The 24,437-nt window shown below is 62.8% G+C and carries 28 protein-coding genes and 1 tRNA gene; 10 read left to right on the top strand and 19 right to left on the bottom strand.

Annotation, left to right across the window (positions count from 1 at the left end):
- Positions 1-3: 3 nt before the first annotated feature.
- Together ctaA and ACRARG_RS00725 are read right to left on the bottom strand one after the other, a co-directional pair.
- Entirely contained in the window at positions 4-1,137 is a 1,134-nt protein-coding gene (gene ctaA, locus ACRARG_RS00720; protein ID WP_432688062.1) for a heme A synthase, read from the bottom strand.
- Between the two features lie 69 nt (positions 1,138-1,206).
- Positions 1,207-1,938 carry an RNA methyltransferase gene (locus ACRARG_RS00725; protein ID WP_432688063.1) on the bottom strand — a complete coding sequence of 244 codons (732 nt, stop codon included), beginning with the start codon at positions 1,936-1,938 and terminating at the stop codon, positions 1,207-1,209.
- A gap of 111 nt (positions 1,939-2,049) precedes the next feature.
- Here ACRARG_RS00725 and ACRARG_RS00730 point away from each other — a divergent pair, with 111 nt between their 5' ends.
- Positions 2,050-2,667 (top strand): thiamine phosphate synthase, encoded by a 618-nt coding sequence (locus tag ACRARG_RS00730; protein WP_432688064.1) that lies wholly within the window; start codon positions 2,050-2,052, stop codon positions 2,665-2,667.
- Here the strand turns inward: ACRARG_RS00730 and olsA are convergent.
- The 3 genes from olsA to ACRARG_RS00745 all read right to left on the bottom strand — a co-directional run bounded on the left by olsA (position 2,664) and on the right by ACRARG_RS00745 (position 4,578).
- The gene (olsA, locus tag ACRARG_RS00735) at positions 2,664-3,494 is read right to left on the bottom strand and encodes a lyso-ornithine lipid O-acyltransferase (protein ID WP_432688065.1); all 831 of its coding nucleotides are present in this window, start codon (positions 3,492-3,494) and stop codon (positions 2,664-2,666) included. The two genes, ACRARG_RS00730 and olsA, sit on opposite strands and share 4 nt — an antisense overlap.
- Positions 3,491-4,267 (bottom strand): L-ornithine N(alpha)-acyltransferase, encoded by a 777-nt coding sequence (gene olsB, locus ACRARG_RS00740; RefSeq protein ID WP_432688066.1) that lies wholly within the window; start codon positions 4,265-4,267, stop codon positions 3,491-3,493. The genes olsA and olsB overlap by 4 nt, the downstream gene beginning before the upstream one ends.
- Positions 4,268-4,401: 134 nt before the next feature.
- Positions 4,402-4,578 (bottom strand): DUF3553 domain-containing protein, encoded by a 177-nt coding sequence (locus tag ACRARG_RS00745; protein WP_432688067.1) that lies wholly within the window; start codon positions 4,576-4,578, stop codon positions 4,402-4,404.
- Positions 4,579-4,613: 35 nt separating this feature from the next.
- On the opposite strand from ACRARG_RS00745, the gene ACRARG_RS00750 reads away from it, so the two are divergent.
- Positions 4,614-5,213, top strand: a complete 600-nt coding sequence (locus tag ACRARG_RS00750) for a histidine phosphotransferase family protein (RefSeq protein ID WP_432688068.1) — start codon at positions 4,614-4,616, stop codon at positions 5,211-5,213.
- 16 nt (positions 5,214-5,229) lie between these two features.
- Here ACRARG_RS00750 and ACRARG_RS00755 read toward each other — a convergent pair whose 3' ends face one another.
- From ACRARG_RS00755 to ACRARG_RS00790, 8 genes are all read right to left on the bottom strand, one after another.
- Complete coding sequence (locus ACRARG_RS00755; RefSeq protein ID WP_432688069.1) at positions 5,230-6,495, bottom strand: glutamate-5-semialdehyde dehydrogenase; 1,266 nt, start codon at positions 6,493-6,495, stop codon at positions 5,230-5,232.
- Between the two features lie 18 nt (positions 6,496-6,513).
- Positions 6,514-7,638: a glutamate 5-kinase gene (gene proB, locus ACRARG_RS00760; protein ID WP_432691291.1), complete on the bottom strand. Its 1,125-nt coding sequence runs from the start codon at positions 7,636-7,638 to the stop codon at positions 6,514-6,516.
- Positions 7,635-8,672 carry a GTPase ObgE gene (gene obgE / locus ACRARG_RS00765; RefSeq protein ID WP_432688070.1) on the bottom strand — a complete coding sequence of 346 codons (1,038 nt, stop codon included), beginning with the start codon at positions 8,670-8,672 and terminating at the stop codon, positions 7,635-7,637. The genes proB and obgE overlap by 4 nt, the downstream gene beginning before the upstream one ends.
- A 48-nt stretch (positions 8,673-8,720) precedes the next feature.
- Positions 8,721-9,272, bottom strand: a complete 552-nt coding sequence (locus ACRARG_RS00770; RefSeq protein WP_432688071.1) for a GNAT family N-acetyltransferase — start codon at positions 9,270-9,272, stop codon at positions 8,721-8,723.
- A gap of 110 nt (positions 9,273-9,382) precedes the next feature.
- Entirely contained in the window at positions 9,383-9,652 is a 270-nt protein-coding gene (gene rpmA, locus ACRARG_RS00775; protein WP_432688072.1) for a 50S ribosomal protein L27, read from the bottom strand.
- A gap of 14 nt (positions 9,653-9,666) precedes the next feature.
- Positions 9,667-10,320, bottom strand: coding sequence for a 50S ribosomal protein L21 (locus tag ACRARG_RS00780; RefSeq protein WP_432688073.1), 654 nt, complete (start codon positions 10,318-10,320; stop codon positions 9,667-9,669).
- A 188-nt stretch (positions 10,321-10,508) separates the two neighbouring features.
- Positions 10,509-11,393: a DUF2059 domain-containing protein gene (locus ACRARG_RS00785; protein WP_432688074.1), complete on the bottom strand. Its 885-nt coding sequence runs from the start codon at positions 11,391-11,393 to the stop codon at positions 10,509-10,511.
- 2 nt (positions 11,394-11,395) lie between these two features.
- On the bottom strand, positions 11,396-12,238 hold the full coding sequence (locus tag ACRARG_RS00790) for a DUF2059 domain-containing protein (protein ID WP_432688075.1): 843 nt from the start codon (positions 12,236-12,238) through the stop codon (positions 11,396-11,398).
- Between the two features lie 174 nt (positions 12,239-12,412).
- Between ACRARG_RS00790 and ACRARG_RS00795 the strand changes: the two genes are divergently transcribed.
- Positions 12,413-12,502 (top strand) — tRNA-Ser (locus ACRARG_RS00795).
- A gap of 263 nt (positions 12,503-12,765) precedes the next feature.
- Here ACRARG_RS00795 and ACRARG_RS00800 read toward each other — a convergent pair.
- The 3 genes from ACRARG_RS00800 to ACRARG_RS00810 form a co-directional block, all read right to left on the bottom strand.
- The gene (locus ACRARG_RS00800) at positions 12,766-13,851 is read right to left on the bottom strand and encodes a sensor histidine kinase (RefSeq protein WP_432688076.1); all 1,086 of its coding nucleotides are present in this window, start codon (positions 13,849-13,851) and stop codon (positions 12,766-12,768) included.
- Between the two features lie 65 nt (positions 13,852-13,916).
- Positions 13,917-16,169: a sensor histidine kinase gene (locus ACRARG_RS00805; RefSeq protein ID WP_432688077.1), complete on the bottom strand. Its 2,253-nt coding sequence runs from the start codon at positions 16,167-16,169 to the stop codon at positions 13,917-13,919.
- Between the two features lie 10 nt (positions 16,170-16,179).
- Entirely contained in the window at positions 16,180-16,890 is a 711-nt protein-coding gene (locus ACRARG_RS00810) for a response regulator (protein ID WP_432688078.1), read from the bottom strand.
- A 174-nt stretch (positions 16,891-17,064) separates the two neighbouring features.
- Here ACRARG_RS00810 and ACRARG_RS00815 point away from each other — a divergent pair, with 174 nt between their 5' ends.
- Genes ACRARG_RS00815 through ACRARG_RS00830 form a run of 4 tightly spaced genes read left to right on the top strand, consistent with a single transcriptional unit; the run spans position 17,065 to position 18,695 of the window.
- Entirely contained in the window at positions 17,065-17,706 is a 642-nt protein-coding gene (locus ACRARG_RS00815; protein WP_432688079.1) for a TetR/AcrR family transcriptional regulator C-terminal domain-containing protein, read from the top strand.
- The gene (locus ACRARG_RS00820) at positions 17,703-18,035 is read left to right on the top strand and encodes a TfoX/Sxy family DNA transformation protein (protein ID WP_432688080.1); all 333 of its coding nucleotides are present in this window, start codon (positions 17,703-17,705) and stop codon (positions 18,033-18,035) included. The genes ACRARG_RS00815 and ACRARG_RS00820 overlap by 4 nt, the downstream gene beginning before the upstream one ends.
- A gap of 58 nt (positions 18,036-18,093) precedes the next feature.
- Entirely contained in the window at positions 18,094-18,267 is a 174-nt protein-coding gene (locus tag ACRARG_RS00825; protein WP_432688081.1) for a YqaE/Pmp3 family membrane protein, read from the top strand.
- Entirely contained in the window at positions 18,264-18,695 is a 432-nt protein-coding gene (locus ACRARG_RS00830; protein ID WP_432688082.1) for a DUF4112 domain-containing protein, read from the top strand. The genes ACRARG_RS00825 and ACRARG_RS00830 overlap by 4 nt, the downstream gene beginning before the upstream one ends.
- Here the strand turns inward: ACRARG_RS00830 and ndk are convergent, their stop codons facing one another.
- Complete coding sequence (gene ndk / locus ACRARG_RS00835) at positions 18,696-19,118, bottom strand: nucleoside-diphosphate kinase (protein WP_432688083.1); 423 nt, start codon at positions 19,116-19,118, stop codon at positions 18,696-18,698.
- Between the two features lie 155 nt (positions 19,119-19,273).
- Here ndk and ACRARG_RS00840 point away from each other — a divergent pair, with 155 nt between their 5' ends.
- Genes ACRARG_RS00840 through ACRARG_RS00850 form a run of 3 tightly spaced genes read left to right on the top strand, consistent with a single transcriptional unit; the run spans position 19,274 to position 22,360 of the window.
- A complete protein-coding gene (locus tag ACRARG_RS00840; RefSeq protein WP_432691292.1) occupies positions 19,274-21,130 on the top strand; it encodes an ABC-F family ATP-binding cassette domain-containing protein in 1,857 nt (618 codons plus the stop codon).
- A gap of 1 nt (position 21,131) precedes the next feature.
- The gene (locus ACRARG_RS00845; RefSeq protein ID WP_432688084.1) at positions 21,132-21,749 is read left to right on the top strand and encodes a MarC family protein; all 618 of its coding nucleotides are present in this window, start codon (positions 21,132-21,134) and stop codon (positions 21,747-21,749) included.
- 50 nt (positions 21,750-21,799) lie between these two features.
- On the top strand, positions 21,800-22,360 hold the full coding sequence (locus tag ACRARG_RS00850) for a retropepsin-like aspartic protease family protein (RefSeq protein ID WP_432688085.1): 561 nt from the start codon (positions 21,800-21,802) through the stop codon (positions 22,358-22,360).
- A 15-nt stretch (positions 22,361-22,375) separates the two neighbouring features.
- Here ACRARG_RS00850 and ACRARG_RS00855 read toward each other — a convergent pair whose 3' ends face one another.
- Entirely contained in the window at positions 22,376-22,840 is a 465-nt protein-coding gene (locus ACRARG_RS00855) for a DNA polymerase III subunit chi (protein WP_432688086.1), read from the bottom strand.
- The gene (locus ACRARG_RS00860; protein WP_432688087.1) at positions 22,840-24,309 is read right to left on the bottom strand and encodes a leucyl aminopeptidase; all 1,470 of its coding nucleotides are present in this window, start codon (positions 24,307-24,309) and stop codon (positions 22,840-22,842) included. Before ACRARG_RS00860 ends, ACRARG_RS00855 begins: the two co-directional genes overlap by 1 nt.
- Positions 24,310-24,437 lie beyond the last annotated feature (128 nt).

Here is a 24,437-nt window from a genome sequence, read left to right on the forward strand (position 1 = left end):
GGATTAACCTCGGACGGACTGGGGCATGGGATAGGCGGCGTTGAAGCGCGCGCGGATGATGAAGACGAAGGTCGCGACGGCCAGCAGCTGATGGGTCAGCGCGACATGCAGATGGGCGGCGGTCATCACGGTGACGATGCCCAGCACGACCTGACCGCAGAGCGCGACAAAGGCGACGGTAAAGGCGCCCTTGGTCACGCGGTTCGATGCACGGCGGGATTTCACAAAGATCATGATCGCAAAGGCCAGCAGAAGATAGCCGGACATCCGGTGGATGAACTGCACAAGCCCCGGATTTTCAAGGAAGTTCCGCCAGGCGGGCGTCAGCATCATCGGGTCCGGCGGGATGAACTGGCCGCCCATGGTGGGCCAGTCGGTATAGCTGCGCCCGGCGTCGATCCCTGCCACCAGCGCGCCCAAGATGATCTGTAGGAAGGCGAAATGCATCCAGCCCGTGCCCAGCGAGAAGAGCTTGGCATCGCGGGACCGGCGGGCCTGCATCAGCTCCCGCTCCGGGCGGCCCAGCATCAGCACGTACCAGGTGATGAAGCCCAGGATGATGAAGGCGAGGCCAAGATGGGTCGCCAGCCGGTAGGAGGCGACATCCAGCATCGTGCCTTCGAGGCCGGAAGAGACCATCCACCAGCCGATCGCCCCCTGAATGCCGCCGAGCACGCCGATGAAAAACAGGCGTCCGGTCCAGCCCTGCGGGATTTGCCGTGCGATCAGGAAACCGAAGAATCCAAGCGCCCAGACAAGGCCGATCACCCGGCCCAGCTGACGATGACCCCATTCCCACCAGTAGATCTGCTTGAAGGCGGCCAGATCCATCCAGGCGTTCTGCACCTGAAATTCCGGAATCTGTTGGTATTTCTCAAACTCCGACTGCCAGTCGGCCGCTGACATCGGCGGCAGCGCCCCGGTCAGCGGTTTCCATTCGGTGATCGACAACCCGCTGTCAGTCAGCCGGGTCAGACCGCCCACGGCGATCATCACGACGACCAGGGCAAAGAGGATCATCAGCCAGATGCGGATGCCACGCCGGGCGCCGCGCCTTGTCTTGTCGATGGCGCCGGTGGCGATCTCCGGGCGCTGGTCGGTGGTGACCTCTTCGAAAAGCTTACGTTTCTCGGCCATGCCTGCCTCTTGCTGTCTGGTGAGCGGAACCTAGTGCGGTCCCGTCCGGGCGGCAAGGCGAACGGGTGGTCAGCCGCGTTCCTTCCAGCGGACCATCTGACGCAGGATGCCGTGCAGCATCTGCACATCGGCACGGGTCAGCGGCATGCGGGACCAGAGGTTGCGCAGGTTGATCTTCATCCCCTCCGCCTTGGGCTCCGGAAAGAAGAAGCCAGCCTCGTCGAGGCGGCTTTCGTAATGTTCGGCCAGTTTCTCCACCTCGATCGCCTCGGCCCAGTCAGTGCCGGCAAGCTCCACCCGCTCGGCCTCTACCTGTGCGGTCTGGCGGCGCCACTCATAGGCGAGGAGCAGCACACATTGCGCGAGGTTGAGAGAGGCGAATTCCGGGTTCACCGGCACGTTGATCAGGGTATTGGCGCGGGCGATGTCGTCATTCTCCAGCCCCGCGCGTTCGGGACCGAAGAGCACGGCGACGCGGCCGCCCTGCCCGATCATCTCTGCCGCCATCTCCATCGCGCGTTCGGGGGTGACGACGGGTTTTGTCAGTCCGCGGGCACGGGCCGTAGTGGCAAAGACATGGGTGGCGCCTTCGAGCGCTTTAGCCGTGTCGTCAAAAAGCCCGGCGTGATCCAGCAGACGCCCCGCGCCGGAGGCCATGGCGACGGCCTTTGGGTTCGGCCAGCCGTCGCGCGGATCGACGATGCGCATCCGGTCGAGGCCGAAATTCCACATGGCGCGCGCGGCCCCGCCGATGTTTTCCCCCATCTGGGGGCGGACAAGGACAAAGGCGGGCTGGGACATCTGGGAACCTCTCTGGACCCGCCCCCTCTACCGCCCGCGCCCCTTCGGAACAAGCCTTTGCGTTTCAGGGGCTTCGCGGGTATACCGCCGCAACTTTCCGGAGAATCCAGTATGGCCAGTGACGAGCAGCCGCAAATCTACCTGATCTCGCCGCCCGAGTTCGACCTGTCGACCTTTTCGGAGGAGCTGGGCGCGGTGCTGGACGTGGCCGAGATCGCCTGTGTCCGCATGGCGCTGGCCACGCGGGACGAAGACCGGCTGTCGCGCGCGGCCGATACGCTGCGCGAGGTTTGCCATCAGCGCGACGTGGCGCTGGTGATCGACAACCATATCCTGCTGGCGGAACGGCTGGGCCTCGACGGGGTGCATCTGACCGATGCGGGCCGGTCGGTGCGCAAGGCGCGCAAGCAGCTTGGCACGGATGCCATTGTGGGCGCCTTCTGCGGCGTGTCCCGGCATGACGGGATGAGCGCGGGCGAGGCGGGCGCGGATTACGTGAGCTTCGGGCCCGTGGGCGCCTCGGCCCTGTCTGACGGCGAGAGCGCGGATTTCGAGACCTTCGAATGGTGGTCGCAGATGATCGAACTGCCGGTGGTGGCCGAGGGCGGGCTGACGGCAGAGTTGATCGGGCAGCTGGCGCCGGTCACCGATTTCTTCGGCATTGGCGAGGAGGTCTGGGGCGATGATCCCAAGGCCGCGCTGAAGGCGCTGCTGGCGCCGCTGGGCTAAATCTGCCGCTCCGGCGGCATGCCGCCGCGCACGATATTTTCGCAAGCTTTCGCCAGTGCCTTGCGGTCCGGGTAATCGGCCACGGCGACGGGGGCGTGGTAGACGACCTCCACCGAGCCCTGACGGGCCGCGCCCAGCACCTTGACCAGCGACCAGCCAAAGCCCATCTCGCCCCACCAGCCGTAGAACGTGGGCTCTGCACCGTCGGGGGCGCGGTAGATCACCGTGACGGGCTGGATTTTCAGCACATCCCGCAGCGCAGGGTCATAGAAGGCCGCAAAAAGCGTCGTCTTGAAGGGCAGCACCCGCAGCGCATCGGTCGAGGTGCCTTCGGGGAAGAAAAGCAGCCGGTGACCCAGCAGAAGGCGGTCCCGCAGCATGGTCTCATGCAGCTTCGCCTCCCCGCGTACCCGGTTGATAAAGATTGTGCCGGTCGCCCGGGCCAGCCAGCCGATGCCGAACCAGCCGCGCACCTCGGCCTTCGACACGTAATAGACCCATTTCGCGGCATGCAGCGTGAAGATGTCGAGCCATGAGGAATGGTTGGCAACGATGGCACCGCGATCCTCGCGCATCGGCGTGCCGGTGACGCGGAACCGTATGCCGGTGATGACAAAGAACATCCGGCATACAAATTGCGTGACGTAGGGCGTGAAGGGCCGCCGCATGCCGTAGATCCAGCGCTCAGGCTGGCGCAGGATCAGCAGGATGCCGAGGCTGCCGAAACAGATAATCGCAAAAGGCACGGCACGCAGCCAGAAGCGTATCCGGACGGAGAGCGGGTTCGGCGGCGTCTCTGCCTCGTGTTCATTGGGGTTCCAGGTCATCGGCCACGCCCGCCATAGAGCCGCGCCTGCGCCGCGCTCATCGCGGCGGTGTCGATGATGATGCAGACATCGGTGGTGTTGAAATCATGGTCGACATAGGCACCGTCCCCCACCATGGCCCCCAGCCTCAGATACCCTTTGATCAGCGCCGGCATCGCCCGCATGGCCGACAGCCGGTCGAGGTCTTGTTCCGCAATCAGATCCATAGACTCATATGCGCCCGGCGCGGCCCGCACCCGCAGCTCCGGCGGCGCGAGGTGGCGATGGTGCAGCAGGGACAGCGGCTCTGCCAGCGCGGTCACATCCGTACCGTGAAAGGAGGCCGTTCCGAACAGCAGCTCGATCCCCCGCTCGGCGATATAATCCGACAGAGCCGACCACAGATGAAACATGCCTGTGCCCCCGCGATAGTCGGCATGCAGGCAGGACCGGCCAAGCTCCAGCAGCCGCCGGCCCGACTGTCGCAGCGGTGTCAGGTCATATTCGTCTTCGCTGTAGAACTGCCCGATCCGGTCGGCGCCGGCCTGGTCCAGCAGACGGTAGACGCCGACAATCTGGTCCCGCACCGATCCGCCCCGTGACGCATCAAGCAGCAGAAGGTGGTCGAATTCCGGGTCGAAGCGGTCTTTTTCCAGCTCTGCTTCATGGTCGACAAGCGCGCCGTTGCCACCCAGTTCCTGAATGAATACGCGATATCTGAGGTGCTGCGCCGCCTCGAGATCGGCCGCGTCCCGCGCAAGGCGAACACTGAATTCTGGGTCAGGTCGGGGCATCGATCCGCCGTAGCAAAAAGGGTGGCGCAGGTTTACGGAGTGTCACGCCAAGGTGCAATCCCCGCCTGACGGTCGCGCCCTCCGTGTTGTTAACCAAATATTTACCCTTACCCGTGAAAGCTGCGGCGCCATGTTCAGAAATGCGGAACCAAAGCGATGCGGGAGCCATCAATGACAACTTTGCCCGCCTCGGGAAAGTTGACAGTGACCTTTCCGGCGATGTTTGACTGGACCTGTCCTACCCCCCAATCCGGATTGTCCGGGTGGGACACCCGCATGCCGGGTTCGAGCAATGCGTTCAAGTCATCCATAATTCAGGCTCCGCGAGAGGTAGATCGAGCACACCATGCAGAACACTACGCGATATCTTGCCACGCTCCTAGGCTCGCGCATCTGCCATGATCTGATTTCTCCGGTCGGGGCAATCCAGAATGGGCTGGAGCTGCTGCAGATGGAGGGCCGGTCTGGCCCGGAGATGCAGCTGATCCAGGATGCCGTCGACAATGCGACAGCGCGCATACGGTTCATGCGGATCGCCTTTGGCCATGCCGGGGCCGAGCGTCTGAGCGCCAAGGAAATCGTAAGCATCCTGGAAAGCCTGAGCCAGTCGGCCCAGGTCCGCTTTAAATGGGGAACGGCAGAGAGCTGTTCCCGTCCGAGCCTGCAGATAATCTTTCTTGGCTTTCTATGTATGGAGGCCGCGATGCCGCGCGGCGGTGAGGTTGTTGCCGACCGGACGGAAACAGGCTGGACACTGCGCGGTCCGGCCGATCTGTCGCGACCGGGCCCGGCGCTCTGGGATCTGCTGCGCCAGGGGAGCGCCGGGGGCGAGGCGGCCCCGTCCCATGTGCAATTCCTGTTGCTGGCAAGCGCGCTTTGCGAGCAGGGCAAACGGGCTCAGATCGACAGTACCGGCGCTATTACCGTGATGGAGCTGCCGGCCTGAGCCCGTCGCAACCGGGTTATGGCCGGATCGTGCCCTTGCCGGTGACCTGATACTTGAAGCTGGTCAGCTGTTCAGCGCCCACCGGGCCCCGCGCATGCATCTTGCCGGTGGCGATGCCAATCTCCGCCCCCATGCCAAATTCGCCGCCATCGGCGAACTGGGTGGAGGCGTTGTGCATCAGGATCGCGCTATCCAGCCGTTCAAAGAAGTAATCGGCCGCCTTCTGATCCTCGGTGATGATCGCGTCGGTGTGGTTGGAACCATAGGTGCGGATATGGTCGATCGCCTCGTCCACCCCGTCGACCAGTTTGGCGGCGCAGATCATGTCGAGGAATTCATGGCCGTAGTCTTCGGGCTTGGCCGGGATGACACCGTCAAGCTTCGCCAGTTCCTTGTCGCCGCGGATCTCGACACCGGCGGCGGCCAGCGCATCGGTCAGGATCGACCCGTGCTGGGTGTAGAACCGCCAGTCGATCAGCAGGCATTCCATGGAACCGCAGATGCCGGTGCGCCGGGTCTTGGCATTCAGCACGACCTCCACCGCCATGGCCGGGTCGGCGGTAGCGCCGACGTAGATGTGGCAGATGCCTTCGAGATGGGCAAAGACCGGCACGCGGGCCTCACGCTGCACCAGCCCGACAAGGCCCTTGCCGCCGCGCGGCACGATGACATCGATGTGGTCGGTCATGGTCAGCATCTCGCTGACGGCGGCGCGGTCGCGGGTCGGCACGAGCTGGATCGCGGCTTCGGGCAGGTTGGCCTGTTTCAGCCCGGTGGTCAGGCAGCTATGCAGGGCGGTGGAGCTGTGAAAGCTCTCCGACCCGCCGCGCAGGATCACCGCATTGCCCGACCGCAGGCAGAGCGCACCGGCATCGGCGGTCACATTGGGTCGGCTTTCATAGATCACGCCGACCACGCCCAGCGGCGTGCGGACGCGGCGGATATTCAGGCCGGAGGGCATGTCCCATTCGGCGATGACTTCTCCCACGGGATCGCGCTGTTCGGCGATCATGCGCAGGCTGTTGACGATATCCATCAGCCGGTCTTCGTCGAGCTTGAGCCGGTCCATCATGGCGGCGCTGAGGCCCTTGTTTACACCGTAAGTCAAGTCTTCCTTATTGGCCTCAAGGATCGCCTCGCGGGTGTTCCAGACCTCTTCGGCGGCGCCGATCAGGGCAGCATGTTTCCGCTGTGGGGAGGCGAAGGCCAATTCGGCTGCGGCCTTGCGGGCGTTTTCGCCCATCTGGCGCATGATACCGGGGATATCATCCATGTCCTTCATTTCGCTTCCCTTTCTGGTCTAGTGAACCGTGGCCAGCAGCGCGAGGTCATCGCGATGTACCAGCGCGGCGCGGCCGGGATAGCCCAGCAGCGCCTCGATCTCATCGGAGCGGTGTCCGGCGATCTGGCGCGCCTCCTCCGCCGTGTAGCGGGTCAGGCCCTGCGCCAGAACCTCCCCCTCGGGCGTGCAGATTTCAACCGGATCGCCCCGTCCGAACCGCCCTTCGATCCGGGCGACCCCGGCGGGCAGCAGGGATTTCCCCTGCCCCATGGCACGCACGGCACCGGCATCGAGGATCAGCCGCCCCTTGGGCTTCATGGAGGCGATCCAGCCCTTGCGCGCATGCTGCGGATCGCCATTGGCGAGGAACCAGGTGGCGTTCGCCCCCTCCTCAAGCCCGCGGATCGGGTTCATCCGGAAGCCGTGGGTGATGGCCATGGCGCAGCCCGCGCTGGTGGCGGTCTTGGCGGCGAGGACCTTGGTCTTCATCCCGCCTTTCGAGAGGCCAGAGCCCGCATCGCCCGCCATCGCCTCAATCTCCGGCGTGATCTGGACCACATGGTCCAGCCGCTGCGCCGTGGGGTCGAGCGACGGGTTGGCGGTATAGAGCCCGTCGACATCCGAGAGCAGCACCAGACGGTCCGCGCCCACGGTCACGGCGATCTGGGCGGCCAGACGGTCGTTGTCGCCATAGCGGATCTCATCCGTGGCGACGGTGTCGTTTTCGTTCACGATGGGCACGACGCCATAGCCCAGCAGCGTCTCCAGCGTGGCGCGGGAATTGAGGTAGCGGCGACGGTCGCCAGAATCCTCAAGCGTGACAAGCACTTGCCCGATGGTGATCCCGTGGCGGCCAAGCGCTTCGGAATAGGCGGCGGCGAGGCCGATCTGGCCCGTCGCGGCGGCGGCCTGCGACTGTTCCAGCGCCAGCGGACCAAGGCCCAGCCCCAGCACGCCACGCCCCAGGGCGATAGAGCCGGAGGAGACAAGCACCACATCCTGCCCGCGTCCGCGTAGCATCGCCACATCTTCGGCAAGGCTCGTCAGCCAGTCGCGGCGCAGCGCCCCCGTGTCGCGGTCGACCAGCAGGGCCGAGCCGATCTTGATGACGACCCGGGCCGCGTCTTTCAGGCTGGGGCTCAGGGTTGCCAAGGCTCGTCTTCCTCATCGGCGGGCGCATAGCGCAGCCGGTCTTCGCTGATCTTGGCCCGCAGGGCCCGCAGCACCTCTGTCACGCCTTCCTTGGAGGCGCCCGACATCATCATGACGGGGCCGCCGACAACCGCCTCCAGCTCTTCGCGCTGCATCTGGCGCAGCTCGTCGTCGAGGCTGTCGATCTTGTTCAGCACAGTGATGCGGGGCTTGTCGGCCAGTTCGCCGCCATAGGCTTCCAGCTCTCCGATGATCGTCGTGTAATCCTTGGCGATATCGTCAGCGGTGCAGTCAATCAGGTGCAGCAGCACGGCGCAGCGTTCGACATGACCGAGGAAAAGATCGCCCAGACCCCGCCCCTCCGACGCACCTTCGATCAGGCCGGGAATATCGGCCACGACGAATTCCGCGCCATCGACGCCGACGACGCCGAGGTTCGGGTGCAATGTGGTGAACGGGTAGTCGGCCACCTTGGGCCGGGCATTGGAGGTGGCGGCAAGGAAGGTGGATTTGCCGGCATTGGGCAGGCCCAGCAGGCCCACATCGGCGATCAGTTTCAGCCGCAGCCAGACCTCACGCTCCACTGCCTCCTGACCGGGGTTGGCGCGGCGGGGGGCCTGATTGGTGGCCGATTTGAAATAGGCATTGCCGAAACCGCCATTGCCGCCCTTGGCCAGCACCACGCGCTGGCCAAGTTCGGTCATGTCGGCGATCAGCGTCTCGCCATCTTCTTCAAGGATCTCCGTGCCGACGGGGACGCGGAGGATGATATCCTCGCCATCGGCGCCGGTTTTCATGCGCCCTGCCCCGCCGCGTCCGTTCTGGGCAAAGAAATGCTGCTGGTAGCGGAAGTCGATCAGGGTGTTCAGCCCTTCCACCGCCTCGGCAATCACATCGCCGCCGCGGCCGCCGTTGCCGCCATCCGGCCCGCCGAATTCGATGAATTTCTCGCGGCGGAAGGAGACGGCGCCATTGCCGCCAGCACCGGACCGGATCGTCACCCTTGCGAGGTCGAGGAACTTCATCTTTCGTCTCCTGCCGCTGGGGGGACTTAGCCTAGCCCGGCCTGCGGCTCAATTCAGTTTACGTATATAGGTCCAGGTCGCCACCTTGGTCTTGCGGGCGACGGAATAGGTTTCGGCATCGCCCGTATAGACGAAACCGGCATTGGTCAGCACGCGGGCCGAGGCCGGGTTGTCCTGAAAGACGCTGGCGAAGATCGTGTCGTTCTTCAGGGGGTTGGCATTGACCAGCGCCTGAACGGCGGCAGAGGCGACGCCGGTGTTCCACCAGGCGGGCGCAACCCAGTAGCCGATTTCGGACTGGGAGCCGCCCTTTTCACCCATCTCCATTCGGTCGAGCGCGATGAGGCCCTTGAGCTCCGCCCCGCCAAAGCTGGACGCATCCATGGCCCAAACGACCTCTTCGTTCTCGGGCGACATGGCGCGGGTGACGAAGGCCTCTGTCGTGCCGGGGGGCAGCGGATGGGGAATGGAGCGGGTCATGCGCGCGACGCGTTCATCCGCGCCATAAAGTTCGATCAGACCTGAGTCAGAGCGGCGCAGCGGACGGAGCAGAAGCCCTTCGCCCTGGATTTCCGGTATGCGGTTCAGCGTGTCGTCCATGATCATCCTCCGGAGCATTGCGCCCCCTCCCCGGGTTATAGCCCGGAAACAAAGAGGGGGACCGGCCTTGTTGCCGATCCCCCTGATGTCTCATCATCCTTAAGGACGGCTTACTCTGCGGCCTCCGCCACTGGCGCGACCGAAATGAAGGTACGACCCTTCAGACCCTTGTGGAACTGGACGGAGCCTTCGACGGTTGCAAAGATCGTGTGATCTTTGCCCATGCCGACGCCCTCACCCGGCCACCACTTGGTGCCGCGCTGACGTGCGATGATGTTGCCGGGGATGACGGCTTCGCCACCGTATTTTTTGATGCCGAGGCGGCGACCGATAGAGTCGCGCCCGTTACGGGATGAACCGCCAGCTTTTTTATGTGCCATGTGTCAGTTCCCTCTTACAGCTTTGCCTTGGCCTGCTCGACCCAGCCTTCACGCTCGATCCGGCCTTTGAAAGACAGTTTCTCGTCCATTTCGGCGATATCCGCTTCGGTCCATGCCGCGATCTGCGCAAAGGTGGTCACGCCCGCCTCATGCAGTTTCTTTTCCAGAGCGGGGCCAACGCCGGACAGTTCCTTGAGGTCGTCCGCGCCATCGGTCTTGGCTGCTTTGGGGGCAGCCTTCGCCTTGGGGGCTTCGGCTTCGGCCTTGGGCGCGGCTTTCGGAGCAGCGGCAGCCACGGCGGCACCGGAGACGGAGCCCGCGCCGATGGCTTCTTTCACGCCGGATTTGCCAGCGCCGGAGGACAGGATGTCCGTGACGCGCAGCAGGGTCAGCTGCTGACGGTGGCCTTTCTTGCGCTGCGAGGAGTGCTTCCGGCGGCGCTTGACGTAGTGGATGAGCTTGTCACCCTTGATCTGATCGACGACTTCGGCCTGCACGCCGGCGTCATCCACCAGCGGAGCGCCGACAACGAGGTCATCGCCGCCGAGCATCAGGATTTCGTTGAACTGGACTTTCTCACCGGCATCGGCTGCCAGTTTTTCCACGCGGAGCATATCGCCGGATTTCACGCGATACTGCTTCCCGCCGGTCTTGATGACCGCAAACATGGGCGTCTTCCCTTTTCTACCGCGTCCCTAGGCCCCTGATCGACAGGCGTTTCGGAGGTATCTCCGCCAACAGACAGCGCGCCCTTTACGGGCGAATTGAATCAACTCCCCGCAGGCCGCATGCCCGCCGGGTTGCGCGCATGTACGAGGGATGGGGTATCAAGTCAAGGGCCGGATCGGTCCCGCCCCTATAATTCCTCTGCCGAAAGCTGCCGTGCGACCGCCAGCCCAAGGGCGGCATATTGCTGGCGGTACATCTCTCCGAAACCGGCAAACAGCGCGCGGTTGAGCCGCTGCCCCGCCTCTGTCTCAGAGAAGGAGATGTAGGCGGCAAGTTCCTGATCCGACAGCGGCTGATAGGCCAGGCTCAGATAGGCGCGCAGCCATTCGTCGGTATCCGCCCGGTCCGTTTCGGCCTGGTTCCAGACGGTCTGCAGAATTTCCTGCTCCGTCATCTTGAAGACATCGCTCTGCGACAGGCCCGAATAGAACGCGACATTCGTGTTCATCGACCCGGCCTGATTGAATTCGACCAGATCATTGGTGTCCATGAAATCGCGGATCATGGCGGCGCGATGTTCGTCGATTTCACCGCGGCGGACTTTCTGACGCGCGTCCTCTTCTGCGTCGCGGTCCAGGAACGTGCGGCGGGCCGACATCTCAAGCGCGATGATCCGGTGCCCCAGTGTGCTGTCGAAAAACGCGATCATCGGGTCGATATCCGCGCCTTCCAGGTCTTCCCCGAAGGCGCGGCGCATTGTCTGGCTCATCGCGTCGGGCGCATAGATGCGCGCCATTGCTGCCTGCCAGCCTGCCCCGGGACGGGTGGAGAGGTAATCCGCGGCGATGGCCTCGCTCATATCCGCGCCTTCCTCCCGCATGATCTGCAGAGCCTGCGGAATATCCAGAGCCGCCCAGATTTGATCCAGCTTGTCCGTCGAGCTTGCCGGGCGCGCCATGTCCCGGCCCGGGTCAGTCACCGATTGCGCGACCGCCGGGCCCGTAGTGCTGCCGGCCGCAACCGCGATGGAGACGGCCAAAATTCGGATCCAGACCAGAAGAGGCCGCCCCATTGTCAGAGCTCCTGCCCCGGGTTGAGTTCGGCCAGACGCGCGGCCACCTCTTCGAACCGATCGGCCATGATCTCATATTGGACCGCGTTCATCAGCTCATAAACCTCCTGCATGAGGGGCGTTTCCAGAGCCTCGGTATATTCTGTCAGCTCCTCATCCGAAAAGGATTTGTAGGTCGCGGCAGACGAGGCCAGCGAAGACAGCCGCATCTGTTTCACCATTTCCTCGGCCTTTTCTTTCTGGGCAGCGCGAAGCCCCTGCTCATCGATCTTGAGCCGGATGACACCGGCCTGCTGCGCGGCCATCAGAAACCGGATCTCAAGCTCGTTCACCGCCCGGAGGCTTTGCTCTTCCGAGCCGATCGCATTGATCATGCGTTCGAGCACAGCCAGCCTCGGCTGATCGTTATCCATCATATCGGCAAGGATGCGCCCGCCTTCATCGCGCTTTTCCGTCCGTTCGCGCAGATGCGCGGCATTTTCCGCCTCGACAAGTTTCTGGCCAAGGTCGGATGCGTAGAATTCAGCGGCATGCGCCAGTGCCTCGTCGCTCAGCGCTTCGCTCAGAATATCGACGGCATCCTCCTGCATGTCCGACACGTCAAAAACGTCCCGGCTCATAAGGGTCCAGGAGGCCCCGAAATCGCGTGCTTCAAGCCCCAGCATGCGCGGCGCATCCTCTGCCGACAGCTTTATGCTTTCGAGCGCCACGTCAAACCCCGTGGTCTTCAGAAACGCTTCGACCCGGGCGCGGTCCGCGGCAGCTGCGGACAGCGCGGCGGCGAAGCTGAGAAATAGCGTAAAAAGAAAGAGGCCGGCCGCTTTTGCTGGGCGAAGTGAGTGCATGGAAGACCCTCGGGATTGTGCCTGTGACTGTGTCGTCAAGGCGGGACGCGCCCCGCCTCGTCCGTATCTGGAATTTGTTTCTGTAAAGTTAGGTCATTTCCCCGGCGGTGCAAATGCAAAACGCCCCTTGCGGTGGCAAGGAAACGCCGTTAGGTAGCGCCTCCAGACCCCCGCGGAGAGGTGCCGGAGTGGTCGAACGGGGCGGTCTCGAAAACCGTTGAGGGTGCAAGCCCTCCCAGGGTTCGAATCCCTGTCTCTCCGCCACTTGGGTCAGCCCCAATTGGCGCATTTCGCCAGTGGGCCGAGCGCTATTTTATCAGTACTGATCGATGATGACATCAGCCTGAATGGCGGGGTAAAGTCGCCAGACCTCATGTTTTGAATGCGTTGCAAAGCAATCCTGCACACGCGAGCCGGGCTGAGATATTTACCTGAGATTTGAGGTATTTCATTGATCGATTGGACTACTGGCGTTGCCGTTGATCGGATATTCGCGCTTAGCCGGCCGAGGATCATGTGCGACAAGATCAGCTCTCTACCAACTCCGGTACCGCGGGCTGAGGGAGGTCCACATGGATGGCCAGACCGGGGTCGACCTCCGGGTCACACCAGATCCGCCCCCCTAAGCGCCCGGCAATTTTGCGACATGTCGACAAGCCGAGGCCAGTCCCAGACACATTCGAAGCGCCGTTAATCCGCTTGAAAGGATGAAATATGCTCTCCCGATATTCTGGCAGAATGCCCTGCCCGTGGTCGCGGATGGTAAGGGAAAGGAGCTGGTCCTTGCGATGGGCCGAAATTTCGATCCGCGGCCTGGACCCGCCGGCGAATTTGATCGCGTTCCCGATGACGTTCTGAAAAAGCTGAACCAGCAGCGCCGGCGGACAGTTGAGGACAAGATCGCCGTTTGTTGTGGCGATCTTCGCCGCGCTTTCCTCAACGTCTTTGAGCAGGGCCAGACGGGCGCGTTCCACGAGGACTGCAAGTGTGATCTTCTCTGCCGGCTCGGGCTCTCCGGTCGCTATATGAGCGGTCAGGCTTGAGACGAGATCGCTCATGACATTCAGAGCCATGTCCAGCCGGTCCAGATCTTCGCGGGCCTGCTGTGCGTCACCGGTTTCAAGTGCCTCGCGGATCTGGGAGACGAGAAAGCGCCCTCCCCGGATCGGCGAACGGATATCATGCACGAGAACTTCCGAAAATATGGCCAGGTCTTCGGACCTTTCCCGCGCCGCATCGGCAAGTAACGCCATAGAGCGGCTGGACCTCAGCATGCGCACCACGGCTTCGGGGGTCAGGCGCCCTTTGGAGGCATAGTCATTGGCCCCCGCGAGAATGGCCTGTTTCGCAATTTCTTCGTTCCCCTGTCCGGTCAACAGGATCAAACCGGCGCGCGGCCATTTCGTCCGCAGCTGAGAGAGACCGGACTGACCATCTGCCCCGGGCAGATAGAAATCGACAAATATGTGAGTCGGCTCCGCGCCATCCTGGGTAAGCGCCTCTTCGACCGAAGCCACCTCTGATACGAGTCCATCCGGATCGGCGCTGAAAATATGACGTTTCAAAAACATTCGGTCTGCGGGATCGTCGTCGATTATCAGTACATGCGTCATATTCAAACCAGGTTACACATTTTGCGTTTCTCCGGCATGCGCCGGTCTTGACCAAAACAGATGGTTCATGCGGCGAGCGCGCCTGCCTCCCGCGGCCAGTCTACGATGAAGATCGTGCCGCGTGGCGTTGTCGGCTGGCAGGTGATGCGGCCGCCGGAGCGAATGACCAATTTACCAACAAGCGCCAGCCCGATGCCGTGGCCATTTGCATCCTCGTCGCGGGCCAGCGACACGAAAGGATCGAAAATCTGCGAACGCGCGCTTTCGTCAATTCCGGGCCCGTCGTCAGATACGGAAATGGACAGAAACTCCGCCCCGATGTTTACGTCGATCCGAACCATTCCACGATCTTTGTCATGATGCCGGACTGCATTAGAGACGAGATTCATCAGGATGGTGATCATGGGCGCGCCTGCAACCCTGACAGACCGGAACCTGTCAGTTGCGACAACGTCAAACCCGGTGGGAATTTCGATCAATGCAAGAACCGCCTCCAGAATTTCCGCGCCCGATTTTAGATTTTCAGGCTCTTGCGACGAGCTGAGCCGGGAGAAATTCAGCAACTCATCAAGCAATTGATCCATCTGCTGCGCCCTCTCCCCAATCAGGTCCAGGCAGAAGGAGGCGACGGTGCTTTTCTGGTCGTTGAGTTCGTCCTCCAGCATTTTTGCGCTGTTATGGATAACCCGAAGCGGACTCCTCAGGTCATGCGCGGCGATATTGGTGAAATCATCCAGTTGGCTGTTCGATTTCTCCAGCCTTGAGACCAGTTGTTCCAGCAGTTCCTGGTGTCCCAAACGTTCGGTTGCATCACGGATAATTGCGAAATAGTGCCATTTCTCGCTGTACCGGGCTGCAGAAATCGTGATGTCCAGGGGCACCAGACTTCCGTCGCGCCGGCGCCCATTGATCACCCGGTTGTTGAGCATGGGGCGCGGGCGGTTAAACGCCTCGGACTGGCGGATCAGCGCCTGGTGTTTCACGTCCAGATCCGGATCCATCAGGCGGGATAGCGGCTGGTTCAGCAGCTCTCCCGGTTCATAACCAAACAGCTCCGCGGCCGCGTCGTTGGCCAATTCGATGAGACTGTCCTCATTCACGGCGATAATACCGTCGCCGGTACTGGACAATATGGCCTGGCTCATCGCTTCCTGTTCGCGTGTCAGCGAAATCACGGTCACGGCCAGGTCTTTGAACGCACCGAAATTGTCGGTGTCCAAGGCGAAGGCAGACGTGCTCATCCGGTTGCGAAGCGCAAGCGTCAGACGATCAAGAAAATGCGTCAGCCGCCAAGCGAATACCCACGCGACCAATCCCACGACAGCTGTCAGAGCCGCGCAAACCACAAGCATCCTCATGAGAGACTGCCTGACCCCCCACATGACTGTGTCAGACGGTAAAGTCACGGTGGTGGTCAATGACGGGAAATTCACGGCCCCCGGGTTCGGCAAATTCATTGCGACACTCACCACCGACCGATCGGCGCCGGTATCAGGCGCGGACGCAGAGCCATCGGGATCGGGCTGCGCGTCCTCAACGCTTTGGAGAATAGCCTGAGCGCCGGGAGTGGCGGACCTGAATTGCATGGCACCGCCGGCGGCATTGGAAATGGTAACCTGCCGGCCGGGAATATCCGCGGGGCGCGCCAGTTCGAGCAGCGCAATATAGTCGACGTTGATGACCACAACGGCGAAGATCGCGCCAGATTCCGCCAGAACGGGATGCACCAGGCGCAGGGTAGGCCCGCCGTCGATCACACCATGTTCCCGGTTGAGCGTCACATCACTGAAATACGGTCGTTCTTGGCCGTTCTGAACCATTTCAAGATAGGGCTCCGCGCCCTTGACCTGAAGATCGGCCGCTTTCACGGTGTAGATGCCTTCCGTCCTGCGGTCGACACGCACAAGTTCGCGCCAGCCACCCGCCTGGCCGATCAGGCGTATCTGCGTGTAATGCGCGCGCCCCTCGAGCAACCCATGGAAAATCCGCTGGAGACGGTCGCGCCAGATCGCTTCCTCCTCACGCGCGCGTCCCGGCTCCGTGTCTCGCAAGCGGACGGCATTCTGAAGGCCCGCAATTGGCGGAAACATCTCAATCCCGGCGGCATCCGTCATTGCAATGCGGACACCTTCGGATATGCGTTCGTTGAACAGGCGGGCATCCCGGGTCATTTCGGCATGAGCATTTTCCAGCGCTCGTTCCCGCGCGGCGCTGAAATTCAACACCGCTGTTGTCACGCAGGCAAGCAGCGCCGCACAAACCGTCAGAGCGACGATGCGAAAGCGTAGAAGACGGTTAAAACGGTCGTCGCGCCCCATGTAGCGAACCTCAATTCAGGCGCGGCTTGATGGGCGTTCCGCCGATCGCCGGCACGTCCCTGTTTTCAATGATGAGATTCAGGTGATCCAGAAATTCAATTATGTCGCGGGCGCCGACCTCCAGTGTGGTCAGGTTGGGTAACAGCTGCTCATCAAGCGTCCCGGACATTTTGGACATACGGATCTGGCGGATTGTCTTTGCCAAAATGCCCCGCATTTCAGGGCCACAACTGCGCGAAAACCTTTTGACCGCGAGCATGACGGAATTCTTGAACGATCTGGCGTCACCAAGCGCCCGTATCAACAGGTGTTTCTCAATGGCCGTGGACACAGATTTCCGCAAGCTGTCGACCGACAGCTCCTCTTTCACGAGATAGTCGAAACAGCCTTCGCGCATGGCCTGAACAGCGATCTCGTGATTGGTCACGCTGGTCACCATGATCGGGATCGCATCGACCTGATTTTCGTGTGACGTAATCAGGCGTAGCGCGTCCAGCCCGGTTTCCATGCCCAGATTGTGGTCGATAAAAATGAGCTCATAAATTCCGCGGTCGAGCGCCGTGCGCATTTCAGCCACGCTCCCCACTTCTGTCGCGTCGAACAACAGCCCAGCTTTCTGGCACAGGCGCGACAGCCGGAGCCGGTCAAGTTCATTGTCGTCGAGGATCAGGACATTCAATGCCCCCCCGGGTTCCAGCGCCTGTTCGGTCAGCTCATCCATATGTTGCATCAATATCTCCGCCCATCGTTCCAGCGGCCCGGTCTGCTCACGGCCCGCTCAGAGGATGTGCCAGACAAACCGTAATTATCTGTAAATAGGCGCCGGGCATGTGCTTCTGGTTGCGAGCGCTGAGCTTACATCGTAAGCACTCTCTGCTGCCGGACGGAGTGCCCGATGACCCTGCTCAGACTTCCCCTGACCCGCGACCGGATTCTTGCTGCCGCGCTGGCCTATGCGGATCGCGAGGGGCTGACCGCCCTGTCGATGCGCAAGGTCGGAGCAGAGCTTGGGGTCGAGGCGATGTCGCTCTACAATCACATTGCCAACAAGGCGGAGATTGTGGCCGGTATCACGGACCTCGTGGCGGCAGAGATCGCTCTTCCCGGACCGGATTTCGACTGGAAAGGCCAGATGCGGGCACGCTCTGCCTCTGCGCATGCGGTGTTGATGAAACATCCCTGGGCGGTGTCGCAATTCATGGAACAGACGGCGCCCGGCCCGCATATGATGACCTATCTCGATGCCACGCTTGGGTGCCTCATGGCGGTCGGGTTCACGCCGCTGCAGGCCGATACCGCGCGGGTGACGATCGACAACCATATCTATGGCTTCACCCGTCAGCGCCTGACCCGGCCGCAACGCACGCGGGAGATTGCGCGGGAGGCCAAGCGGGAGCTCAAGTCTCTGCCCGCACAGGGGTTTTCCAGTCTTCGGCGACGGGCGGAGGCGCTGGCGGTGGCCAAACCCGAAGAGATCAACGATTTCGAGTTTGGGCTGGACCTGATCCTGGACGGCCTGGACCGGCTGACGCGATGAGCGAAGAGGTCACGGCGATCCGGAACGTCGGACCTGCCATGGCGGCGGAGATGCAGCGGGCCGGTTTTGCCGATGCGGAGGCGGTGCGGGCGGCCGGAGCGGATGTGGTCTATGCCGCGATGGTCCGGGCTGGCACGCGGCCGCATTTCATCGGCTTTTACGCTCTGGTCATGGGATTGCAGGGACGGCCCTGGAATGACCTGCGGGGCGAGGAAAAGGTGCAGATGCGGGTGCGGTTCGATGCGCTGGTGGCGGGGTCGCAGGGCGGGACGCCCGACAGCGCGCTGGAACGGGTGCTGAACGAGATCGGGACAGGGCGGCGGCGCTGACCTTTGGGAACTTTCTGCGCTGATTTGCGGTTGGTTGGGAAACCGAAAGGCAAATCACATGGACATTCTTCGTATTCTCATCGCGATCTTCATTCCGCCGCTGGGGGTTTTCCTTCAGGTTGGTCTTGGGGGCGCGTTCTGGCTGAACCTGCTGCTGACGATCCTGGGCTATATCCCCGGCATCCTGCATGCGCTCTATATCATTCTCAGCCGCGGACCGGCCCGGGCATGAGCCCGCAGGCCGATATCCTGCGCCGCCTTGACCGGGTGGACCGCGTGGCCCAGCTGATGGACCGGGCGGTCCGGCTACCGGGGACGCGGATCCGGCTGGGCCTCGATTCCGTGTTGGGGCTGGTGCCGGGTGTGGGCGATACGCTGACGCTGCTGCCCTCTGCCTTTGTGCTGGCAGAGGCGCACCGGCTGGGTGTGCCGCGTCATGTCATGGGACGGATGGTCGGCAATCTGGCGGTGGACTGGGCGATCGGCCTTGTCCCGCTGATCGGCGACATCTTTGATGTCGGCTGGAAGGCCAATGTCCGCAACGCGGCGCTGCTGCGGGAGCATGCCCTGCCCCATGCGCTGGCCGAAGCACCGCCGGATATGAAAAAGGCCGCGCCCCGGAAGGCACGGCCTGTTCGTTCCGATCCGATCAGAAGCTGATCAGCCGACCAGTTCGAGGCCGGAGAAGAAATAGGCGATCTCCTGCGCTGCGGTCTCGGCCGCGTCGGAGCCGTGCACGGAGTTTTCGCCAACGCTTTCGGCGAATTCGGCGCGGATGGTGCCCGGAGCGGCATCGGCGGGGTTGGTCGCACCCATGACTTCGCGGTTCTTCGCGATGGCGCCTTCGCCTTCCAGCACCTGCACGACAACCGGCTCGGAGGCCATGAATTCGCAGAGTTCGTCGTAGAAGGGACGCTCGGCGTGCACTTCGTAGAACTTGCCGGCCTGTGCCTTGGTCAGCTGGATCCGCTTCTGGGCGACGATGCGCAGACCGGCATCTTCGAACTTGGCGTTGATCTTGCCGGTCAGGTTGCGGCGGGTTGCGTCGGGCTTGATGATGCTCAGCGTGCGTTCGGTGGCCATGGTGGTCTCTCTCCTGCGGTGGAGCGTCTGCTCCGAATGAAATCGGCGCCCGGGTAACATGGGTTCCGCGGTTTGAAAAGGCATCTTGGTGACGCGGAGGCCGCGTATGCGGGATGGCTCTGGCGGGGGGCGATGCTCTCTGCTACGGGACGGCCATGCTGCGCATCAATGACATATCCTATTCCATTGCCGGTCGTCCGCTGCTGGTGAATGCCTCTGCCACCATCCCCGAGGGCCACAAGGTGGGCATCGTGGGGCGGAACGGCACCGGCAAGACGACGCTTTTCAAGCTGATCCGGAACGAGCTGGTGCTCGACGGCGGCACCATCACCATGCCCGAACGTGCCCGCGTGGGCGGCGTCGCGCAGGAGGTGCCGGGCAATGAGGTCTCGCTGCTCGATACCGTGCTGGCGGCGGACAAGGAGCGCGCGGCGCTCATTGCGGAATCGGAAACCGCGACCGATGCCGCCCGGATCGCCGATATCCAGACGCGGCTGGCCGATATCGACGCCTGGTCGGCGGAGGGGCGCGCCTCCGCCATCCTCAAGGGGCTGGGCTTCACGGAAGAAGAGCAGCACATGCCCTGCTCCGCCTTTTCGGGCGGCTGGCGGATGCGCGTGGCGCTGGCGGGGGTGCTGTTCTCGGCGCCGGACCTGCTGCTGCTCGACGAGCCGACCAACTACCTCGACCTTGAAGGCGCGCTGTGGCTGGAAAGCTATCTGCAGAAATATCCCCATACCGTGCTGATTATCAGCCACGACCGGGGGCTTCTGAACCGTGCGGTGGGGTCGATCCTGCATCTGGAGGATCGCAAGCTCACCTATTATCGCGGGCCTTACGACACCTTTGCCGAAACTCGTGCCGCCCGTCTGGCCGTCGCTGCGGCAGAGGCCAAGAAGCAGGATGCCCGGCGCGAACATCTGCAGAGCTTTGTCGACCGGTTCCGCGCCAAGGCATCCAAGGCCCGGCAGGCGCAGTCACGTCTGAAGGCCATCGAGAAGATGAAGCCGATCACGACCCCGCAGGAGGCCGCGCTGCGCGCCTTCACCTTCCCCTCGCCCGAAGAGCTGTCGCCGCCGATCATCCGGATTGAGGGCGGGTCGGTCGGCTATGACGGCCAGCCGGTTCTGTCGCGGCTTGATCTGCGGATCGACCAAGATGACCGGATCGCGCTCTTGGGCCGCAATGGCGAGGGCAAGTCGACGCTGGCCAAGCTGCTCTCGGACCGGCTGAAGCTGATCGACGGCAAGATCACCCGGTCGTCCAAGCTGCGCATCGGTTTCTTTGCCCAGCATCAGGTGGATGAGCTGCATCTGGACGAAACGCCCGTGCAGCATGTTCAGCGCGAACGGCCCGGAGAGAATCCCGCCAGGCTGCGCGCCCGGCTTGCGGGCTTTGGCCTGATGGCCGAACAGGCGGAGACGGAGGTCGGGCGGCTGTCGGGTGGACAGAAGGCCAGACTTACACTGTTACTGGCAACCCTTGATGCGCCGCATCTGCTGATCCTCGACGAACCGACCAACCACCTCGATATCGAAAGCCGGGAGGCGCTGGTGGAGGCGCTGACCGACTACACCGGCGCCGTGGTGCTGGTGTCGCATGACATGCACCTGCTGAGCCTTGTCGCGGACCGGCTCTGGCTGGTGAAGGACGGGCGGGTCGCGGCGTTTGAGGACGATCTGGAAGGGTACAGAAACTTCCTGCTTAACACGAACTCCGCCCCTCAAGCTTCAGAAAAAAAAGAAAAAGAGAAAAAGAAGCAACGTGCATCGCGGGATGAAATCCTGGTGCTGCGCGCGGATGTCCGAAAATGCGAAGGGCGGCTGGAAAAGCTGCAGGACATGTCCGACAAACTGGCCAAAAAGCTGGCCGATCCTACCTTGTACGAAGACTCGCGCGTCGGCGAACTGGAGGTGTGGAACAAGAAATACGCCGAGGTCTCGGAAGCCATTGATCGGGCTGAAGGGCTGTGGATCGCCGCGCAGCAGAAGCTGGAAGAGGCTGAGGCGTGACATGGAGCTGAGCGCACTCGTCTCTGCCTTTGTCACGCTGTTTGTCATCATCGACCCGGTCGGTCTGACGCCGCTCTATGCCTCGTTGACACAGGGGCAGACCCCGGCGGGGCGACGTGCGATTGCGGTCCGGTCGCTGGGCATCGCCTTTGGGATCCTCGTGCTGTTCACCCTGTTGGGAGAGGCCGTGATGGGGTTCGTTGGCATCACCATGCCGGCCTTCCGTATCGCGGGGGGTGTGCTGCTGTTCCTGACCGCGCTGGAAATGCTGTTTGAGAAACGCACCAAGCGGCGGGAAGGTCAGGCCAGCCCGCAGGAGCTGCCCGACCCGTCTGTCTTTCCGCTGGCGACGCCCCTTCTTGCCGGTCCCGGTGCAATCACGACGGTTATTCTTTTGGCCGGTCAACAGGATAGCTATGCCGGGCTTGCCGCCATAGTGGCGGTCGAAGCCGCGCTTCTGTTTCTGGTCTTCGGCTTTTTCCTGACCGCAGCACCCTTGGAACGCTTTGCCGGCAAAACCGGAATCAACGTCATCACGCGGTTGTTGGGCATGCTACTGGCGGCGCTTTCGGTGCAATTCGTGCTGGACGGGCTCAGGGATTTTGGCCTGGCAGGGTGACGCGGGCCTCTCGGCCCCTTATATCATTCACCATGGATACAAATGGTGCGATGAACCTGGCCTATCTGGTGCTGCTGCTGGTCGCGGTCGGCGGTTGGATGGTGTTCCAACGACGTGAATCCGTTGGGAAATTGCTGCAGCAGGGCGTGATCTGGGGGCTTATCTTTGTCGGCGTGATCGCGGCCGTGGGCCTGTGGGGCGATATCCGGCAGACGGTCAGGCCAAGCCAGTCTGTTTTACAGAGCGGGTCGATCTCTGTGCCGCAATCGCCAGACGGACACTTCTACCTGACGGCAGATGTGAATGGCACGCCTTTACGGTTTATGGTGGATACCGGCGCGACGGACATCGTGCTGACGCGGAACGATGCGCAACGGGTTGGTCTGAAGCCAGACCAGTTGGTCTATTCAGGGAAAGCGCTGTCGGCGAACGGAGAGGTCGGCATTGCGCCGGTGGTGTTGGAGAGCGTCGCGCTCGGGCCGATGCAGGACCGCCGTGTCCGCGCCATGGTCAACAGCGGGGATATGAACCAATCGCTGCTGGGCATGCGCTATCTTCAGCGCTTTTCCGAGATCAAGATCGGCGACAGGGCGTTGATACTTACGCCGTAAATCCGGAGATGATGATCACCTGCCGGCGCTTTCCGCCTTCATTTCCCACCGGCCGGATTCCTCTGACCAGTACTTTGCGGCACATCCGGAGTCTGTCAGCGATTTCCATTGGATACGGGCAGTTTGTATGGCTTCGGGGTCGGTGCCATCGAACAGGACGCAGGCCCGCTCCATCTTCTGGACCTCTTCTGAAGTCAGGGCCGCCCCGTCGATTGTCATCAGACAGGTCGGGTCATTGGCCAGCGGGCCGGGCGTCAGCAATACCGGCTGCAGCGCATCGTGTTCGCCCCCTGCCACACCATGCGGGAGGAACTCCTCCTCCCGCCCCAGCCACAGCTTCTGGTCCAGCCAGTCGAGCCTGCCGGGGTCTTCGCCCCGCACCGCCACCCGCCAGCCCGCCTGAAGCGCACGGCCCAGCAACATGGGCAGTGTGACCTCAAGGGGTGTGCGGGTCAGGTGGTAGAAATAGGCCTCGCCCATTACTCCGTCTCGAACTTGTTCCGGACCAATTGGTCTAGCGCGCGCACGCCCCAGCCGGTGGCGCCTGCGGGGGCGAATGCCGTGTCAGATTTGACCGAGGCGACGCCCGCGATGTCGATATGGCACCAGGGCGTGTCCTCCTTGACGAAGCGTTTGAGGAACTCAGCTGCGGTGATCGAGCCTGCCGGGCGGCCGCCGACGTTGTTCGTATCGGCGATTCGGGACTTCAGCTGCTTGGCATAGGCCTTGCCCAGCGGCATGCGCCAGGCCCCCTCGCCCACATCGCCTGCGGCCCGCAGCACCCCGTTGCACAGCGCATCGTCATTGGAGAAAACGCCCGCATTTTCATGGCCCAGACCGATGATGATGGCCCCGGTCAGCGTCGCCAGATCGATCATCCCGGAGGGCGAGAACCGGTCCTGCGCGTACCACATCACGTCGCAGAGAACGAGCCGCCCCTCTGCATCGGTGTTTGTCACCTCGATCGTGTCGCCCTTCATCGATGTGATGACATCGCCCGGGCGCATCGCCTCGCCCGACGGCATGTTTTCGACCAGACCGACCAGTCCAACCACATTGGCCTTGGCCTTGCGCAGGGCCAGCGCCTTCATCGTGCCGGACACCGTGCCCGCACCGCCCATATCCATGGTCATGTCTTCCATGCCCGCCGCCGGCTTCAGGGAGATGCCGCCGGTGTCAAAGACCACGCCTTTGCCGATCAGTGCCAACGGCGCCTCGTCGCCACCGCCCTGCCATTGCATCACCACAACCTTGGAGGGGCTGGCAGAACCCTGCCCCACGGCCAAGAGCGCCCCCATGCCGAGCTTCTCCAGCTCCGGCTCTTCCAGCACTTCAACCGTCACGCCCAATTCGCCCAGCTCTGTCAGGCGGTTGGCGAATTCGGTGGTGGTCAGGACATTGGCCGGGGCGTTGACCAGATCGCGGGTGAAAAACACACCTTCCGCCACCGACAGGCGGTCACGGGCGGCGGCTTCGGCCTTCTCCGGATCGGAACACTGAACTGTGATCGGGCCGGGAGCTTTGGGCGCCTCTGTTTTCTCCGCCCCGTAATCATAGGCGCGCAGAACCGTCGCCTCCACCAGATCGGTCAGCGAGGCGATGCTGCCGCCAAAAAGCAGAAGGCCCTTCTCGTCCAGCGCCTTGCCAAGGGAGGCCCCCGCCGTCCGCGAGGCCTCCACATTGGCGCGGCGCGGCAGGACCACGACATGCAGCGCCTCGGCCGCCATGCCGGCGGGCCAGGCGAGGGTCTTCACGACGCCGGCCTCTGCTTTCTCAAAGGCTTCGCTGTCGATATACCGCTTCAGCGCGCCGCGTGTCAGACGATTGATGCGCCGCGCCGCCGGTCCCAGCTTGCCATCGGGGGTGACAATCACGGCCAGGCTGCCTTCCGTAACGGCAATGGTTTCGATGTCGGTCGCGGCAAAGGTCACGGTGGCGGTCTGGGTCACGTCAATCTCCTTGGGAATTGGTCCAGGGCCCGGCCAAGCCGGGGTTCGCAGGAAGCTAGCGCTGCCCCGCCGGTTTGGCCAGATAGCAGTTTTCCACCCCCGACAAATCCGCTACGGTCCGCCAAGCT

It is taken from the genome of Pseudooceanicola profundi (assembly GCF_050897955.1).
Classification (GTDB): domain Bacteria; phylum Pseudomonadota; class Alphaproteobacteria; order Rhodobacterales; family Rhodobacteraceae; genus Pseudooceanicola.

Excerpts from the sequence above, each read along its gene's own strand:
- ctaA (WP_432688062.1), bottom strand. The coding sequence starts at position 1,137 with ATGGCCGAGAAACGTAAGCTTTTCGAAGAGGTCACCACCGACCAGCGC.
- ACRARG_RS00725 (WP_432688063.1), bottom strand. The coding sequence starts at position 1,938 with ATGTCCCAGCCCGCCTTTGTCCTTGTCCGCCCCCAGATGGGGGAAAAC.
- ACRARG_RS00730 (WP_432688064.1), top strand. The coding sequence starts at position 2,050 with ATGGCCAGTGACGAGCAGCCGCAAATCTACCTGATCTCGCCGCCCGAG.
- olsA (WP_432688065.1), bottom strand. The coding sequence starts at position 3,494 with ATGACCTGGAACCCCAATGAACACGAGGCAGAGACGCCGCCGAACCCG.
- olsB (WP_432688066.1), bottom strand. The coding sequence starts at position 4,267 with ATGCCCCGACCTGACCCAGAATTCAGTGTTCGCCTTGCGCGGGACGCG.
- ACRARG_RS00745 (WP_432688067.1), bottom strand. The coding sequence starts at position 4,578 with ATGGATGACTTGAACGCATTGCTCGAACCCGGCATGCGGGTGTCCCAC.
- ACRARG_RS00750 (WP_432688068.1), top strand. The coding sequence starts at position 4,614 with ATGCAGAACACTACGCGATATCTTGCCACGCTCCTAGGCTCGCGCATC.
- ACRARG_RS00755 (WP_432688069.1), bottom strand. The coding sequence starts at position 6,495 with ATGAAGGACATGGATGATATCCCCGGTATCATGCGCCAGATGGGCGAA.
- obgE (WP_432688070.1), bottom strand. The coding sequence starts at position 8,672 with ATGAAGTTCCTCGACCTCGCAAGGGTGACGATCCGGTCCGGTGCTGGC.
- ACRARG_RS00770 (WP_432688071.1), bottom strand. The coding sequence starts at position 9,272 with ATGGACGACACGCTGAACCGCATACCGGAAATCCAGGGCGAAGGGCTT.
- rpmA (WP_432688072.1), bottom strand. The coding sequence starts at position 9,652 with ATGGCACATAAAAAAGCTGGCGGTTCATCCCGTAACGGGCGCGACTCT.
- ACRARG_RS00780 (WP_432688073.1), bottom strand. The coding sequence starts at position 10,320 with ATGTTTGCGGTCATCAAGACCGGCGGGAAGCAGTATCGCGTGAAATCC.
- ACRARG_RS00785 (WP_432688074.1), bottom strand. The coding sequence starts at position 11,393 with ATGGGGCGGCCTCTTCTGGTCTGGATCCGAATTTTGGCCGTCTCCATC.
- ACRARG_RS00790 (WP_432688075.1), bottom strand. The coding sequence starts at position 12,238 with ATGCACTCACTTCGCCCAGCAAAAGCGGCCGGCCTCTTTCTTTTTACG.
- ACRARG_RS00800 (WP_432688076.1), bottom strand. The coding sequence starts at position 13,851 with ATGACGCATGTACTGATAATCGACGACGATCCCGCAGACCGAATGTTT.
- ACRARG_RS00805 (WP_432688077.1), bottom strand. The coding sequence starts at position 16,169 with ATGGGGCGCGACGACCGTTTTAACCGTCTTCTACGCTTTCGCATCGTC.
- ACRARG_RS00810 (WP_432688078.1), bottom strand. The coding sequence starts at position 16,890 with ATGGATGAGCTGACCGAACAGGCGCTGGAACCCGGGGGGGCATTGAAT.
- ACRARG_RS00815 (WP_432688079.1), top strand. The coding sequence starts at position 17,065 with ATGACCCTGCTCAGACTTCCCCTGACCCGCGACCGGATTCTTGCTGCC.
- ACRARG_RS00820 (WP_432688080.1), top strand. The coding sequence starts at position 17,703 with ATGAGCGAAGAGGTCACGGCGATCCGGAACGTCGGACCTGCCATGGCG.
- ACRARG_RS00825 (WP_432688081.1), top strand. The coding sequence starts at position 18,094 with ATGGACATTCTTCGTATTCTCATCGCGATCTTCATTCCGCCGCTGGGG.
- ACRARG_RS00830 (WP_432688082.1), top strand. The coding sequence starts at position 18,264 with ATGAGCCCGCAGGCCGATATCCTGCGCCGCCTTGACCGGGTGGACCGC.
- ndk (WP_432688083.1), bottom strand. The coding sequence starts at position 19,118 with ATGGCCACCGAACGCACGCTGAGCATCATCAAGCCCGACGCAACCCGC.
- ACRARG_RS00840 (WP_432691292.1), top strand. The coding sequence starts at position 19,274 with ATGCTGCGCATCAATGACATATCCTATTCCATTGCCGGTCGTCCGCTG.
- ACRARG_RS00845 (WP_432688084.1), top strand. The coding sequence starts at position 21,132 with ATGGAGCTGAGCGCACTCGTCTCTGCCTTTGTCACGCTGTTTGTCATC.
- ACRARG_RS00850 (WP_432688085.1), top strand. The coding sequence starts at position 21,800 with ATGAACCTGGCCTATCTGGTGCTGCTGCTGGTCGCGGTCGGCGGTTGG.
- ACRARG_RS00855 (WP_432688086.1), bottom strand. The coding sequence starts at position 22,840 with ATGGGCGAGGCCTATTTCTACCACCTGACCCGCACACCCCTTGAGGTC.